8 protein-coding genes and 1 pseudogene are annotated in these 16,099 nt (G+C 70.7%); 6 read left to right on the forward strand and 3 right to left on the reverse strand.

Annotation, left to right across the window (positions count from 1 at the left end; translation table 11 throughout):
* Nucleotides 1-83 precede the first annotated feature (83 nt).
* On the reverse strand, nt 84-3,293 hold the full coding sequence (locus Q4V64_RS33175) for a tetratricopeptide repeat protein (RefSeq protein ID WP_172629153.1): 3,210 nt from the start codon (nt 3,291-3,293) through the stop codon (nt 84-86).
* Nucleotides 3,294-3,491: 198 nt separating this feature from the next.
* On the opposite strand from Q4V64_RS33175, the gene Q4V64_RS33180 reads away from it, so the two are divergent.
* From Q4V64_RS33180 to Q4V64_RS33200, 5 genes are all read left to right on the forward strand, one after another.
* The gene (locus tag Q4V64_RS33180; RefSeq protein WP_124439562.1) at nt 3,492-5,522 is read left to right on the forward strand and encodes a thioredoxin domain-containing protein; all 2,031 of its coding nucleotides are present in this window, start codon (nt 3,492-3,494) and stop codon (nt 5,520-5,522) included.
* Between the two features lie 234 nt (nt 5,523-5,756).
* Nucleotides 5,757-7,034 (forward strand): glycosyltransferase, encoded by a 1,278-nt coding sequence (locus tag Q4V64_RS33185; protein WP_124439561.1) that lies wholly within the window; start codon nt 5,757-5,759, stop codon nt 7,032-7,034.
* Nucleotides 7,031-8,689, forward strand: coding sequence for a phospholipid carrier-dependent glycosyltransferase (locus Q4V64_RS33190; protein WP_124439560.1), 1,659 nt, complete (start codon nt 7,031-7,033; stop codon nt 8,687-8,689). The genes Q4V64_RS33185 and Q4V64_RS33190 overlap by 4 nt, the downstream gene beginning before the upstream one ends.
* Nucleotides 8,686-9,888: a glycosyltransferase family 2 protein gene (locus Q4V64_RS33195; protein WP_124439559.1), complete on the forward strand. Its 1,203-nt coding sequence runs from the start codon at nt 8,686-8,688 to the stop codon at nt 9,886-9,888. The genes Q4V64_RS33190 and Q4V64_RS33195 overlap by 4 nt, the downstream gene beginning before the upstream one ends.
* An 11-nt stretch (nt 9,889-9,899) precedes the next feature.
* Complete coding sequence (locus tag Q4V64_RS33200; protein ID WP_124439634.1) at nt 9,900-12,302, forward strand: galactose oxidase-like domain-containing protein; 2,403 nt, start codon at nt 9,900-9,902, stop codon at nt 12,300-12,302.
* Between the two features lie 308 nt (nt 12,303-12,610).
* Here the strand turns inward: Q4V64_RS33200 and Q4V64_RS33205 are convergent, their stop codons facing one another.
* Both Q4V64_RS33205 and Q4V64_RS33210 read right to left on the reverse strand, forming a co-directional pair.
* Entirely contained in the window at nt 12,611-13,342 is a 732-nt protein-coding gene (locus tag Q4V64_RS33205) for a Mut7-C RNAse domain-containing protein (RefSeq protein WP_124439558.1), read from the reverse strand.
* 12 nt (nt 13,343-13,354) lie between these two features.
* A complete protein-coding gene (locus Q4V64_RS33210) occupies nt 13,355-14,005 on the reverse strand; it encodes a TetR/AcrR family transcriptional regulator (protein WP_124439557.1) in 651 nt (216 codons plus the stop codon).
* 277 nt (nt 14,006-14,282) lie between these two features.
* Here Q4V64_RS33210 and Q4V64_RS33215 point away from each other — a divergent pair.
* Nucleotides 14,283-15,950 (forward strand): annotated as a pseudogene (locus Q4V64_RS33215) (IS200/IS605 family accessory protein TnpB-related protein).
* Nucleotides 15,951-16,099 lie beyond the last annotated feature (149 nt).

A 16,099-nucleotide genomic window follows, 5' to 3' on the forward strand; every position in this document is an offset into this window, starting at 1 on the left:
ACCGGGTGTCACGGCGTCATGCCGCACGTGAGCGCCTGCCGCCCGGGCAACACCTGGCAGGGCAGTGGTCGGCGCCCACGCGGTCAGTCCTTCTCCGCCGCGACCGCCACGCCCATCACCTCCCGGGAATGCCTCCCCGGCACCATCCCCAGCCGCCACGCCTGCCAGCCCGCCTCCAGGCTCACCCCCCGCTCCAGCAACAGCTGAAACGCCTCGATGTAGTCGTCCAGCTTCTCGTCCCGAGCCGGATGCACCGCCCGCCCCAGCTGAGCCAGCTCCTCCTGCGCCACCGCCGTACCGACCTCGACGCCCCCCGCAGCGGCATACGGCAGCAGGGTGCACCGGAGGAAGCGCGCCCAGTCCTCCCCCCGCCGATCCCCGTACGACGTGAACAGCCCCACCGCCTCGTCGCACAAGGCCAGCGCCTGCGGCGTACGGGCATTGCCCGCGTCCACCACAGCCAGCTCCAGGCACGTCCACGCCTCACCATGGCCGACGCCGATGCGCTGGAAGTCGGCCCGGGCGTCCACCAGCAGCTGCCGAGCGAAACCCGAGTTGCGCAGCGAACCCGTCTGCGCCGCCCGTTGGTCCCGAGTCACCCGTGCCGAGTGATGCCGGGCGCAGGCGAGCCCGTACACATCCCGTATCCGCGAGAACATCGTCCTCGACCGCTCCAGTTCCCGTACCGCCCGGTCCAGGTCGCCCGACTCCTCCAGGGCCTGCCCCAGGTAGTACACCGTCCACGCCTCGCCCCGCGCGTCCTCGTTGTCGCGATGGCGGGCGGCGGCCTGGCGCAGGGCGTCGACGGCCGCCGACGCGTCGCCGGCGACCAGGCGGGCCCGGGCCAGCTGGGTCAGGGCCCACGCCTCGCCGCGGGCGTCGCGGGTGCGGCCGTACAGGTCGAGGGCCGTGGTGAGCTCGGCCTCCGCGCGCGGTACGTCGCCCATGCGCAGGCCCAGCTGGCCGAGCTGGAAGTGGGCCCAGGCCTCGCCGTGCACCGACTCGCCCCGCCGGTGCAGGACCAGGGACTCGGTGAGCAGGTCCAGAGCCTGAGCCAGCCGCGCCCGGTCCCGCTCCACCGCCGCCAGCGCGTGCATCGTCCAGGCGCGGTCCGTGGCCAGTTCGGGGGGCGCCTGGAGATCCAGGGCCTCACGGAGCCTCGCCGCCGCCTCGGTCAGATTGCCCTGGTGGTGCAGGGTGATGCCGAGGGAACACAGAGCGCGGGCCGCGCCCGCGTCGTGATGCGCCTCCATGTACAGGTCCACGACCGACGTCAGTGTCGTGCGCGCCTTGTCCAGCTCGCCCAGCTGCCGCGCCGCGATACCCGTGCGCCACTGCACCGAGCGGACCAGCAACCCCTGGTCCACCGCCTGCGCCAGCTCGCTGATCTCGCCCAGGCGGTAGAGGTCGCCGCGCAGCAGGCAGTAGTCGCACAGGGCGCCCAGCAGATTCAGCACGGCCGCCTGGTTCACGCCCTCCGCGTGCCGCAGCGCCGCCGTGATGAAGCTCGACTCGTCGTCCAGCCAGCGCAGCGCGTCGTCCAGGGAGTGGAAGCCGTGCGGGCTGAAGCGGTCCGAGCGGGTCGACATGTTGCCGTCGACCAGGCGGAGCACCGAGTCGGCCAGGTCGGCGTAGTTCACGATCAGGCGTTCCTGAGCCGCCGTACGTTCCGCCGGTTCCTCCTCGTCGAGGAGGCGGGCGTGGGCGAAGGCGCGGACCAGGTCGTGCAGGCGGTAGCGGCTGCCGCGCACGTGGTCGATCAGGCCCGCCCGGGACAGGGCCACCAGGTGACGGGTCGCCTCCGCCTCGTCCGTGGCCAGGAGGGCGGCCGCCGCCGCGGCACCGAGCGAGGCGCGGCCGGCCAGCGCGAGGCGGCGCAGCAGCCGTCGGGCGGTCTCGGACTGGTCGGTGTAGCGCAGCCAGAGCACTCTCTCGGCCGGCTCGACCGGGCCGTAAGCGCCCAGGTCCGTGGCCAGTTGGAGGGGCGAGCGCGGGCCCAGGGACGAGCCCGCGATGCGCAGGGCCAGCGGCAACCCGCCGCACAACTCCCTGACCCGGTCGGTCGATTCGGCGTCGTAGGGCCCGACGCTGTCCTGCGCGGCCGCGCCCAGCAGCTCCTCGGCGCCGGGGGCGTCCAGGGTCTCGACGGGCAGGTGGTGCACCCGGGCCGGCAGGTCGGCGGGCAGTTCCAGACCAGCGCGGGCGGTCACGAGGACCAGGCTGTCGGAGCGCTCCGGGACGAGCGTGCGGACCTGCTGGGGGTCCGAGGCGTCGTCCAGGACGATCGTGACCGGCAGACCGGTCAGATGCTGGTGGTACAGCTCGCTCAGCCGCTTGACCTGCTGGTCCGCGGAGGAACGCTCACGGAAGAGCAGCTGCTCGCGGGGCGCGCCGAGCCGGTTCAGCAGGTGCAGCAGCGCGTCGCGGGTGGACAGCGGCGGCTCCTCCGGGCTGTCGCCGCGCAGGTCGACCACGCAGGCGCCACGGAAGTAGTCCTTCAGGTCGTGGGCGGCGCGCACCGCGAGCGTCGTACGGCCGCTGCCGGGCGCCCCGTGCAGGACGACCACCGTCGGCTGGGTCTCCGTACTCGCCCGGGCCGCCTGCACCCACTGCCGGATCCGCGCCATCTCCTGCCGTCGGCCCGCGAACGGGCCGACCGGCTCCGGGAGTTGACCGAACGACTGCTGGAGCAGGCTCCGCCCGCGCGCCGCCGCGCTCTTGTCCGCGCCGATCAGCCGCGGCCCCTGCGCCTTCTTCTTCGGGCCGGTGGACGCGCTGAGCACCCGCTGCTGGTCGAGGAACGGCCGGATCCCGCGTACCTCCAGCGCCGTCAGCCACTGCAGGCGCAGCTGCTCGGGGCCGCCCGGCTGGGTGAGGGCGCCCGCGCGGTGGTGCGCGGCGGGCAGATGGGAGCCGGCCACCTTCACCACGGTCGCCGCCGCGCCGACGACGCCCACGGTCACGCCCGCGCCCAGCGCCGTGCCCGCGCCGGTGCCGAGGGCCAGGTCGGCGACGGTGGCCGCGACGGCGGCGACACCGGCCACCAGCAGGGGCGTGCCCCCGCCCTCCTGCGCGTACCGCTGCCCGAAGGTGAGCTGCCCGGCCTTCGCCTCGTCCAGGGCGCGCGTGTAGGCCTCGTACTCCTCGGCGGCCGTCTGTGCCATGGCGTCCAGAGCCCCGCGCGCCCGCGACAGCAGCACACCACCGTCTGTGCGCCCTCCCGAGCGCCGCACCTCCTCCTCCACGGCCCGCGCCAGCAGCCGTTCGGCCTCCGCGCGATGACTGTCCCGCATGTCATGTCCCCCTCCGGCGGCAACGGCTTCCTTGGTCAAGTGTGCTGCGGACGGCACGCCCTGGGGAGAGGGCCGGAGGATCACATACCGGAGGGACACATATCCGGAGAGACACCTTTCCCGGAGGAACACACGCGCAAGGGGCACGGGCTGTGTGCTGTCCGGCGACGCAGGGGGTACTGCGGCAGGATGGACACCATGCCGAACCGACTGGCGAACGAGACGTCCCCGTACCTCCTTCAGCACGCCGACAACCCCGTCGACTGGTGGCCCTGGTCGGCCGAGGCCTTCGAGGAGGCACGCAAACGGAACGTGCCCGTCCTGCTCAGCGTCGGCTATTCGAGTTGCCACTGGTGTCACGTCATGGCCCACGAGTCCTTCGAGGACCAGGAGACCGCCGACTACCAGAACGCCCACTTCGTCAACATCAAGGTCGACCGCGAGGAGCGCCCGGACGTCGACGCCGTCTACATGGAGGCCGTGCAGGCGGCCACCGGGCAGGGCGGCTGGCCGATGACCGTGTTCCTCACGCCGGACGCCGAACCCTTCTACTTCGGCACGTACTTCCCGCCCGCCCCGCGCCACGGCATGCCCTCCTTCCAGCAGGTCCTCCAGGGCGTCCGGGCGGCCTGGTCCGACCGGCGGGACGAGGTCACGGAGGTCGCCGGGAAGATCGTGCGGGATCTCGCCGGGCGGGAGATCTCCTACGGCGACGGCCGGGCACCCGGCGAGGAACAGCTCGCCGCGGCCCTCCTCGGCCTCAGCCGGGAGTACGACCCGCAGCGCGGCGGATTCGGCGGGGCGCCGAAGTTCCCGCCGTCCATGGTGATCGAGTTCCTGCTGCGCCACCATGCGCGGACCGGGGCCGAGGGCGCCCTGCAGATGGCCCAGGACACCTGCGAGCGCATGGCCCGCGGAGGGATCTACGACCAGCTCGGCGGCGGGTTCGCCCGCTACTCCGTCGACCGCGACTGGATCGTGCCGCACTTCGAGAAGATGCTGTACGACAACGCCCTGCTGTGCCGCGTCTACGCCCACCTGTGGCGGGCGACCGGCTCGGAACTCGCCCGCCGGGTCGCCCTGGAGACCGCCGACTTCATGGTGCGGGAACTGCGCACGAACGAAGGCGGGTTCGCCTCCGCGCTCGACGCCGACAGCGACGACGGCACCGGCAGGCACGTCGAGGGCGCCTATTACGTGTGGACGCCCGAGCAGCTCACCGACGTCCTCGGACCTCAAGATGCCGAGCTCGCCGCCCACTACTTCGGCGTCACCGAGGAGGGCACCTTCGAGCACGGCGCCTCCGTTTTCCAACTACCGCAGCACGAGGCCGTGTTCGACGCCGAGAAGACCGAGACCGTCAAGCGCCGCCTTCTCGAGGCCCGAGCGGCCCGCCCCGCCCCCGGCCGGGACGACAAGGTCGTCGCCGCGTGGAACGGCCTCGCCATCGCCGCGCTCGCCGAGACCGGCGCCTACTTCGACCGCCCCGACCTGGTCGAGGCCGCGCTCGGCGCCGCCGACCTGCTGGTCCGGCTGCACCTCGACGACCACGCCCGCCTCGCCCGCACCAGCAAGGAGGGGCACGTCGGTGCCAACGCGGGCGTGCTGGAGGACTACGCCGATGTGGCCGAGGGCTTCCTCGCGCTGGCCTCCGTGACCGGCGAGGGCGTGTGGCTCGAATTCGCCGGGTTCCTGCTCGACCACGTCCTCACCCGCTTCGCCGACGACTCCGGCGCCCTCCACGACACCGCCGCCGACGCCGAGAAGCTGATCCGCCGGCCGCAGGACCCCACCGACAACGCCGTCCCGTCCGGCTGGACCGCCGCCGCGGGCGCCCTGGTGAGCTACGCCGCCCAGACCGGATCCGAGCCCCACCGCACCGCCGCCGAAAAGGCACTCGGCGTCGTCAAGGCCCTCGGCCCGCGCGTCCCCCGCTTCATCGGCTGGGGGCTCGCCGCCGCCGAGGCCCTGCTCGACGGGCCCAGGGAAGTCGCGATCGTCGGCCCGGCGCTCGACGACCCGGGCACCAGGACCCTGCACCGCACGGCCCTTCTCGGCACCGCACCCGGCGCGGTCGTCGCCGTCGGCACTCCGGACAGTGACGAGTTCCCGCTGCTCGCCGCCCGCCCGCTGAGCAACGGTGAACCGACCGCGTACGTCTGCCGTAACTTCACTTGTGACGCTCCGACGACCGATCCGGACCGTCTGCGGACGCAACTTGACGTCTGACGGCGGCCGTTGGCAGGGCCCTGAGCGGCCGTTATCCGGAACGGAAGGGTTCGTTCAGGGTGCCCAAATGGGCTTCGTGTTCGGATACCTCCCAGTAGCCGCCCCGCCGTTCCGAAACAAACTAGTTATCTGAATAGCTCCCACACTTCACAGTTCCCCCTTAATCTCTGCACAGTGGCGCGGCGGAGGGGGGCTTCCGCCGCGACAGGGGGTTTGGGTACTGGGGGGGATAATTTGCTTACGTCTGTCTTCATCGCTGCCGTCTCGCTGGCCTTGTTCTGGATGGCGGCCTTCACCTTGTGGTGGCAAATGCACGCGTGGCGTACGCCCGAAGTGCTCGCCTCCACCCGCTTCAGCAGCCCGGAGGGCGGCGAGCAGCTGTCCTTCTCGCTGCTCCTTCCGGCGCGGCACGAACAAGCCGTGCTCGACCACACCATCCAGCGGCTGCTGGAGTCGAGCCACACCGACTACGAGATCATCGTGATCGTCGGGCACGACGACCCGGAGACCACGGCGGTCGCCTGCGACGCCGCGGAGCGCGATCCGCGCGTGAGGGTCGTCGTCGACACCCACGACAAGAAGAACAAGCCCAAGGCCATGAACACGGCGCTGCCGCACTGCCGCGGTGACGTCGTCGGGGTCTTCGACGCCGAGGACCAGGTCCATCCGGAGCTCCTCGCCCACGTCGACCACGCCTTCCGGGCCACCGGCGCCGACGTCGTCCAGGGCGGCGTCCAGCTCATCAACTTCCACTCCAGCTGGTACAGCCTGCGCAACTGCCTGGAGTACTTCTTCTGGTTCCGCTCCCGGCTGCACCTGCACGCGCAGAAAGGGTTCATCCCGCTCGGCGGCAACACCGTCTTCGTACGGACCGATGTGCTGCGCGAAGCCGACGGCTGGGACCCCGACTGCCTCGCCGAGGACTGCGACCTGGGCGTGAGGCTCTCCAGCGTCGGCAAGAAGGTCGTCGTCGCCTACGACTCCGACATGGTGACCAAGGAGGAGACCCCCGGTTCGCTGATGTCGCTGCTGAAGCAGCGCACCCGCTGGAACCAGGGCTTCCTCCAGGTGTACCGGAAGAAGGACTGGAAGCAGCTCCCGGGCTTCGGGCAGCGGCTGCTCGCCCGCTACACCCTGATGACGCCGTTCATGCAGGCATTCACCGGCGTCATCATCCCGCTCAACGTGGCGATCGCGCTCTTCCTCGACGTGCCCGTGAGCATCGCCTTCGTCACCTTCCTGCCGCTCGTCACCGCCATGGTGACCTTCGTCTTCGAGCTCGTCGGACTGCACGACTTCGGCAAGCAGTACGGCCTGCGCGTCCGCTTCGTCCACTACCTCAAGCTCATCGTGGGCGGCCCCTTCTACCAGGTGCTCCTCGCCGGGGCCGCCGTCCGCGCCGTATGGCGTGAGCAACGCGGCCGCAACGACTGGGAACTGACCACGCACGTCGGCGCACATCTCACCGGACCGACCGGTACCGCAGTGACCCGAGAGGACGTCCCCGCGTGACCTCCACCCTTCCCGCGGTGACCACTCCAACGGTCCCCGCGCAGAGACAACCTGTGCCCAAACCCGGTCCGGCCGAACGAACGGCCCCCCCGAGCCGGCTGCGTTCCTCCCGCTCCGACCTCCTGCTGTGCGGCGTGCTCCTCTTGGCGATCATGGTCGTGCAGGGCTGGAACATCAGCGACTACCCGACGCTCAGCGACGACGAGGGCACCTATCTCGCCCAGGCCTGGGCGGTCCAGGAGGGCAGGGGCCTCGCCCACTACACCTACTGGTACGACCACCCGCCGTTCGGCTGGATCCAGATAGCCGCGCTGACCTGGATACCCGCCAAGCTCAGCCCCGAGTCGATGACGGTCGGCTCGATGCGGGCGACGATGCTGGTGATCAGCGGCATCAGCGCGGTCCTGGTCTACGTCCTGGGCCGCCGCCTGTCCCTGCCCCGCTGGGCCGCCGGGCTCGGCATGGTGTTCTTCGGGCTCTCGCCCCTGTCCGTCGTCCTCCAGCGCGAGATCTTCCTCGACAACCTCGCGGTGATGTGGACGCTGCTCGCGTTCACCCTCGCCGCCTCCCCGAGCCGCCACCTCTGGCACCACTTCGGGGCGGGCATCGCGGCCGCCACGGCCGTCCTCACCAAGGAGACGATGCTCGTCATCCTGCCCGCGCTCCTGGTCACCATGTGGCGGCACAGCCACCGCGACACCCGCAAGTTCGCCCTCACCGGCGCCATCACGGCCTGCACGCTGATCGGCTTCTCGTACCCCCTCTTCGCCCTCCTCAAGGGCGAGTTGCTGCCCGGCAGCGGGCACGTCTCCCTCTGGGACGGCGTCAAGTACCAGATGACCAGGCCGGGTTCGGGCTTCATCCTCGACCAGGGCTCCGGCTCGTACGGCGTCCTGCAGTCGTGGCTCTACTACGACCGCATCCTGCCGCTCGGCGGCCTGGCCGGCGCGCTGCTGCTCCTGGCCACCTGGCGCTGGTCGGTCACCGCCCGCGCGCTGGCCGGACCGGCCCTGACGGTGGCGATCCTCGCCGCGCTGGCCCTGCGCCCCAACGGCTACCTGCCCGCGATGTACGTCATCCAGGCACTGCCCTTCCTCGCGCTCGTCGTCGCCGGAGGAACCGCGTCCGTCGCCCACGGCGTGCTGCGCAGGTGGCGGGCGGACGGAGAGAAACGGTACGTCACCGGCGGGCGGTACGCGCTCGCCGTCGTCCTCGCCATCGCCGCCGGCGCCTACGTCGTACCGCGCTGGTACGACGGCGCCCACACCGCCGTCACCCTCGACGCCAACGCCCCCTACAAGGCCGCCTCCAAGTGGCTGAGCAGCGAGGTGGAGAACCCGAAGGACACCCGGGTACTCGTCGACGACGCGATGTGGCTGGACCTGGTGCACGCCGGGTACCGGCCGGGTCTCGGCGTCATCTGGTTCTACAAGGCCGACCTCGACCCGGCGGTGACGAAGACGATGCCGCGCGGCTGGAAGGACATCGACTACGTCGTCGCCTCGCCGACGGTACGGCGCGACGCGGTCGACCTGCCCAACGTCAAGGCGGCCATCCAGCACTCGACACCGGTCGCCGTCTTCGGCACCGGTGAGGACCGGATCGAGATCCGGCAGATCCAGACCACCGGCAGCGCCGCAGGAGGCGACCGATGAGCCAGGAATCCATCGTCCCCGGAGAACTCGACGATCCGGCCTCACGGGCCGTCGAAATACCGGAACCGGGCGCCGTCACCATCGTCGTACCGACCTTCAACGAGTCCGCCAACGTACGGCAGTTGCTGCGACAGATCACCGAATCGGTGCCCTCCCGGCTGCCGTGCGAGGTCGTCTTCGTGGACGACTCCACCGACGACACCCCCGAGGTCATCCAGGAGGCGGCGAAGGACTGCCCCTTCCCGGTCACCGTCCTGCACCGGGACGAGCCGGTCGGCGGGCTCGGCGGCGCGGTCGTCGAGGGCATGAAGGCGGCCACCTCCGACTGGATCGTCGTCATGGACGGCGACTGCCAGCACCCGCCGTCCCTGGTACCGGAGTTGGTCGCCACCGGCGAGCGCGCGAACGCGGGCCTCGTCGTCGCCTCCCGCTACATCAAGGGCGGCAGCCGCGCCGGACTCGCGGGCAGCTACCGCATCGCCGTCTCACGCGGCGCGACCTGGCTGACCAAGTCCCTCTTCCCGCGCAGGCTGCACGGCATCAGCGACCCGATGAGCGGCTTCTTCGCGATCCGCCGCAGCGCGGTCACCGCCGACGTCCTCCAGCCGCTCGGCTACAAGATCCTCCTCGAACTCGCCGTGCGCAGCCGTCCGCGCGGCGTCACCGAGGTCCCGTTCGTCTTCCAGGACCGGTTCGCGGGGGAGTCCAAGTCGACCGCGCAGGAGGGCTTCCGCTTCCTGCGCCACCTGGTCGGCCTGCGCTCCGCCTCGCCGGTCGCCCGCATGGTCGGCTTCGGCCTGATCGGCGCGACGGGCTTCGTGCCCAACCTGCTCGGCCTGTGGGCGCTCACCGCCGGCGGCATGCACTACGTACCGGCCGAGATCCTCGCCAACCAGCTCGGGGTGGCCTGGAACTTCCTGCTCATCGAGCATCTGCTCTTCCGCGACCGGCGCCGGCACCGCCAGTGGTGGGACCGCGCCGGCCGGTTCGCGCTGCTCGCCAACGCCGATCTGCTGCTGCGCATCCCGCTGATCGCGCTGTTCGTCCACCGTTTCGGAATGGGCGTGCTGTCCGCCACCGCGCTCGCGCTGGTGACGACCTTCGTCCTGCGCTTCATGGCGACCGAAGCGCTGGTCTATCTGCCGCGCAGGGGCCGCGGGGGCCTCGACAGCGGTCATACCGCAAGGAGAGCCGTGTGAACAGACATCGTTTGACCAGATACAGGCGAAGAACCGCACTCGTCGGCGTGGGCGCGCTCACCGCCGGCCTGCTCCTCACCTCACCCCAGTCCGCCTCCGCCGCCAACCTCGTGAAGAACGCCGGCTTCGAGACCGCCGGCACGGCCGACATGCCGTACTGCTGGGAGAAGTCCGGCTGGGGCGACAACGACTTCACCTTCTCCACCGTGAACGACGCCCACTCGGGCTCCAAGGCCATGAAGGTGGAGCTGACCCGCCGGGTCAACGGCGACCGCAAGGCGCTGATCACCGAGTCCACCGAGTGCGCGCCCGTCGTCACGGCGGGCAAGCAGTACGACCTCGGCCTCTGGTACAAGTCGACGACCCCGGACACCTCCCTCACGCTCTTCCGGCACGACGCCACGGCGGGCTGGCAGTACTGGACCGACCTCAAGACGCTGGACATGGCCGGCAGCTGGACCCAGGCCACCGTCCGCACCCCCGAGGTCCCGGCCGGCACCGACCGCATCACCTGGGGCGTCTCCGTCTACGGCACGGGCTCGGCGACCACCGACGACTACTCGATGGAGCAGGTCGCCGACCCGGTTCCGGACCCGGTGTGCACGGGCACGCCGGCGGAGTGCGCCAACGGCAAGTGGGACGTGCTGCCCATGGAGAACCCGGTGCGCTCCATGCACTCGGTCGTCCTCCACAACGGCAAGGTGCTGCTGATCGCGGGCTCCGGCAACAGCGAGGAGCAGTTCAACGCGGGCACGTTCACCTCGGCGGTGTACGACCCGGCGACCGGTAAGTACAAGATCATCCCCACCCCGAAGGACATGTTCTGCGCCGGGCACGTCCAGCTCCAGGACGGGCGGGTGCTGGTGATGAGCGGCAACAAGGCGTACCCGGTGCCGGGCGGGCACGGCTACGAGGGCTACAAGGACTCGTACATCTTCGACCCGGCCACCGAGACGTACACCAAGACCAACGACATGAACGACGGCCACTGGTACCCGTCGGCGACCGCCCTCGGCAACGGTGACGTCATCTCCTTCGGCGGGCTGAAGGAGGACTCCACCGGCTCGGTCACGGCGGAGCTGTGGTCGGACGCCGAGCAGCAGTGGCTGCCGACGTGGAAGGTCAACCAGACCTGGTCCTACTGGGGTCTGTACCCGTCGATGATCCTGATGCAGGACGGCCGCCTCTTCTACTCGGGCAGCCATGTCTTCGGCAACAACATCCCGGGCACGGGATCGGCGATCTACGACTACGACGCGAACACGATCACGCAGATCCCCGGCCTGCAGAAGAAGGACGAGCGCGACCAGTCGGCGAGCGTGCTGCTGCCCCCGGCGCAGGACCAGAAGGTCCTCACCCTCGGCGGCGGCAACATCGACTCCAACCCGGAGGGCAACCGGCTGACCGACGTCATCGACCTGAAGTCCGCCAACCCGGCGTACGTCGCCGGGCCGCCGATCCCGCAGGGCACGGTCGACTTCGGCAACGGCCCGGTGCCGCAGACCGGCAACCAGGGCAAGATGTACGTCTCCGCGGTCCTGATGCCCGACGGCAAGGTCCTGGAGACCGGCGGCGCGCTGCACAACCGCGCCGACCCGGTCTTCGAGACGTCCATCTACGACCCGGCGACCAACACCTTCGATCCGGTCGCCGTCGACCCGCAGGCCCGCGGCTACCACTCCTCCGCGTTCCTCCTCCCCGACGGCCGCGTGATGACCACCGGCGACAACCCGGGCAACGGCACCTGGAACCACAAGGTGTCGATCTACACCCCGCCCTATCTGCTCAAGGGCGCGCGTCCGGCGATCACTTCGGTGATCGACACCGAGTGGAACTACGGCGACACCCAGCGGATCACCGTCGACCGGCCCATCGCGAAGGCCGAGCTGATCCGCCCGGCCGCCGTCACCCACTCCTCCGACCCCAACCAGCGGTTCGTGGACCTGCCGCTGTCGGTGGACGGCAACAACATCGACCTGAACGTGACGAGCAACCCCAACCTGGCCCCGCCCGGCTGGTACATGCTCTTCGCGGTCGACGCCAACGGCGTGCCGTCGGTGGCCAAGTGGGTGCACCTCCAGGGCCCTGCCGCGCTCAGCGCGACGGACGGCTCGGCGCACGTCCACTCCTTCGCCGACTCCCTCGAGGGCACGGTCACCGAGCCCGGCAAGAAGAAGACCTCGCAGAAGGTCAGCCCGACCGTCTCCGGCTGCGACCGGCACTACGGCTCGATCAACGTCTGCGTGCCGACCGCCTTCCCGGACGAGGTGAAGGCGACGACGGCCGCCCGCTGCACCTGGCTGGCGAAGAACGACTACGGCCGCCTGAAGGTCAACGGCAAGGACGACCCGCTGCGGCTCGACCGCAACAAGGACGGCGTGGCCTGCGGGAAGGGGGACATCAGGCGCCGCTGAGGATCATCGCGCCCAGCGTGAGCTGAGCGCCCCACTGCAGCAGTACGGCCCCGACCCTGGCGCTAGGGGGCTTCTGATGGATCTCCGCGGCGTCGCGACGCCCGGCACGCACTCTCGCCGCACCGGGCGGAAGCCCTAGTAGCTCCGCTACGAGGACTTCCGCCCGGCACGCCGAGAGCACGCACCGAACGCCGCTCCTTCTTCCGCGGAGATCCATCAGAAGCCCCCTAGCCCACCAGGTTCGGGGCCACAGCAGTGCTCGCCGTAGGTCGGGCAGCGGCTGCCGCGCCCGGTGATCGGGCCGCGTCTCAGCTCTCCTGGGTGCGCATGCTCAGTGCGTTCTCCACGATGGCCACCAGCTGTTCGTGGTGCGCGCCCTTCCAGTACGCCCGCCCGCACTGCCGGCACTGCGCGAAGACGTCGTACGACCGCTGCGTCCCGCCCCGCAACTGGTCCGCCACCTCCTCCTTGGTGGCCTCCTTCAGCAGGCCGTTGCAGGCGGTGCACCGGGTCCACGGCTGCAGTTCGGGCCGGAAGCGGTCCAGGACGTCCCGGAGCTGGTCCTCGGGCCGGGTGCTGTAGACGAACGCCCCCGCCCAGAGCTCGCGGCGGCGCAGCAGGCCCCGGTCGCGGCTGAGCATGACCCGCTTCTCGGCCGCCGAGCGGGAGGCGAGGGCAGGGTCGCCGATGTCCGTCGACTCGTACGCCGTGTCCACGCCGAGCAGGCGCAGCCGGCGGGCGAGGGTGCCGAGGTGGACGTCGAGGAGGAAGCGGAGGGGAGCGCCGGGGACCTGCTGGGGGCGCTTCACGGGCCTCACCTCCACGCGGTCGCCGGCGACGGGGACGTACGAGGTCGGCACCTCGCCGGCGTTCACGACGAGCGCGCCGGCCTCGGTCAGCGGGACGCCGAGGGACTCGACGACATGGCCGAGGGTCGAGACGCCGTCGGTGACGACGGGGGTGGCGCCCAGGCGCCGCCCGTTGGGCAGGAACGGGCGCAGCTCGGGGGCGAATTCGACGTGGATCTCGGGACCGTTCACCTGGTCAGGATGTCACGCCCGAGGTCCCTGGCCTCGGGACTCCTTCCCGGTGAGGCCGTGTTCCAGCACGTCCAGCGCGCGGTCGGCGAGTTCGAGGGGATCGTCCCGGAAGTCGTTCTCGGCCCAGTACAGTGTGATCTCCGACAGCCCGCCGATGAGGGACATCGCGTAGACCCGCACCTCCAGGCTGTCCTGCGCGTGGCCCGTGCGCGCCGCGACGGCCTCGGCGAGCAGCTTGCCGGTGGCCGACATGCTCTCCAGCATCCGGGAGCGCACCGCGGGGACCTGGACCAACAGCTGTGCCCGGAGCCGGCTGACGTCGGGTTCCTCGGTCGTTCCGAAGTCGACGGCCTTGCGCATGATGTACCGCACGGAGTCCATCCACGGCTCGTCCGCGGGCCGGGCGCGCAGCTCGTGCAGCAGGATCTCGTCGTACTCGTCCGTGAGGACGATGTCCTCCTTCGTGGGGAAGTAGCGGAAGACCGTGGACGGCGACACCTCGGCGCGCTCGGCGATCTGCTCGATCGTGGTGGCGTCGTACCCCTGTTCCTTGATCAGCGCGTACGTCGCGTCGCGGATCGCCGTCCGGGTCTTGATCTTCTTCCGCTCACGAAGTCCCAGCTGGGGACGGTCGGTGGCGGAAGAGGTGCGTGCGGGCGTCATGAGGGTCATTGTCGGGCATCGGCCCGCGGCGCGACCATGTCCGGGTTCTCGGGACGTTTGATGGCGGGGTTTGGAGCTGCTGTCGCTGGAGTGTGCTCAAGCGTGTTCTGGTGAGCAGGAGGCAATGCCGGTTGTCTTGGCCGTGCGCGCGTCGGCCATGGGTCGGCCCTTTCATGCGAGAACGGGTGTTCTTGCGTCGAATGCGTGACCTTTGCTGGCGGGCCTCGTTGGATGCGGTGACGGGGTCTTCGGATGGAGCCGGGCAGGGGGTGACGGGGTGGGCGGGCTGCGGTCACTGGCCAAGCCGTTCGTCGCGACCGGCCCGAGCGGTGCGTCCGTGCGGACCCGCCTCAAGCATCTGACGCCGCAGGACGAGAAGGTCCTCGAGCTGGTCGGCGCGCATCTCGGCGCGCTCGCCTCGAAGGACCTCAAGGCCCGCTGCGCGCACGGCTTGGAGCACTCCGCTGACACGTGGGCGGCGCGCAAGCGGGAGCTGACGGCGATGTCGTCGTCGCGGTGGGCCGGCAGCATCACCAAGGCCACCCACGATCAGTGGGCCCTCGCCCGCCGCTGCCAGTCCGCCCACATCCAGGGCCTGCAAGCGGGCATCGCCACAATCACGCACCGGTTGTCGCTCCCGGTCGGGCAGAAGGGCAGCAAGAAGACGCCGGGCGGCTACCGTTCTCGTCAGCAGTGGCACGCCAAGACCCGCCGCCTGCACGTCCTCGAGGACCGGCTGGCCGCCGAGCAAAGTGACCGCGAGGCCGGCATCGTGCATGTGGTCAGGGGCGGCAAGCGCCTGGCCCGCACCCGCCACCACCTCGACACCGCCCAGCTCACCGAGCACCAGTGGCGTCGGCAGTGGAAGGCCGAACGCTGGTTCCTTACCGCCGACGGTGAGTCCGGGAAGCGATACGGCAACGAGACCATCCGCGTCAGCCCCCAGGGCGAGGTGAGCATCAGGCTGCCCGCCCCGCTGGCAGACATGGCGAACGCCAAGCACGGGCGTTATGTGCTTGCCGCCCGGGTGAGCTTCCCGCACCGGGGGCAGGAATGGGCCGACCGTGTCGAGGCGAACCGGGCCGTGGCCTACCGCATCCTCCCCCACTCTCGGCTTCGCTCGAGCGGGGGCACCCCCATCGACGTCACACGCGCGCGCTGGTACCTCACCGCGTCCTGGCAGTACCCGCCGACGCAGACGATCCCGCTTCAGGCTGCCCTGGCCGAAGGCGTGATCGGCGTGGACACCAACGCCGATCACCTCGCCGCCTGGCGCCTGGATGTCCACGGCAATCCGATCGGCACCCCGCGCCGCTTCTTCTACGATCTGTCCGGCACCGCGCAGCATCGCGACGCCCAGGTCCGTCACGCCCTCACGCGGCTACTGAACTGGGCGAAGACCTGTGGCGTCACAGCGATCGCGGTGGAGGACCTGGACTTCGGCGCGGAGAAGACCCGGGAGAAGCACGGTCGCAAGAAACGCTTCAGACAGCTGATCTCCGGCATGCCCACCGGCAAGCTCCGCGCCCGGCTGACCTCGATGGCCGACCACACGGGCATCGCGATCATCGCCGTGGACCCGGCCTACACCTCCCGATGGGGCGCCCAGCACTGGCAGCGTCCACTGACCTCGAAAAACCGCACCACCACTCGCCACGACGCGGCCGCCGTGGCGATCGGCAGGCGCGCCCAGGGACACCCGATCCGGCGACGGACGGCACCGCCCCACCCCGACCGGAGTGATCGTCGTGGGCATCGGACCGTCCAGGCCAGACCGGAGGTCCCCGGGCGTGAGGAAACCCGCCCCCGCATTCCCGGACCACGCACCAGATGCGTGCCGCCCGGATGCGGAGCGAACGCGGGGGACCAGAACGCCCAACACCGTTCGGGGCGTTCGGCTGAGCATGCGTCCTGGCAACAGGACTCACTCCCGCTCAGTCTTTAGGAACGGTGTTCGGCAGGAACGCCGCGGCCGGCAGCGCGGCGACGAGGGCGGCGATTCCGCACACCAGCAGGACGACGCCCATGCCTTGGACGTACGCGCTGCATGCTCGCGACGAGGGCGGCGAGGGCCCACCAGCGTCGAGGGTCCGG

It is taken from the genome of Streptomyces sp. NL15-2K, assembly GCF_030551255.1.
In the GTDB taxonomy this organism is placed as follows: domain Bacteria; phylum Actinomycetota; class Actinomycetes; order Streptomycetales; family Streptomycetaceae; genus Streptomyces.

What these genes read in the sequence shown, in the direction of transcription:
- Q4V64_RS33175 (WP_172629153.1), bottom strand. Translation starts at nt 3,293, where the DNA reads ATGCGGGACAGTCATCGCGCGGAGGCCGAACGGCTGCTGGCGCGGGCC.
- Q4V64_RS33180 (WP_124439562.1), top strand. Translation starts at nt 3,492, where the DNA reads ATGCCGAACCGACTGGCGAACGAGACGTCCCCGTACCTCCTTCAGCAC.
- Q4V64_RS33195 (WP_124439559.1), top strand. Translation starts at nt 8,686, where the DNA reads ATGAGCCAGGAATCCATCGTCCCCGGAGAACTCGACGATCCGGCCTCA.
- Q4V64_RS33210 (WP_124439557.1), bottom strand. Translation starts at nt 14,005, where the DNA reads ATGACGCCCGCACGCACCTCTTCCGCCACCGACCGTCCCCAGCTGGGA.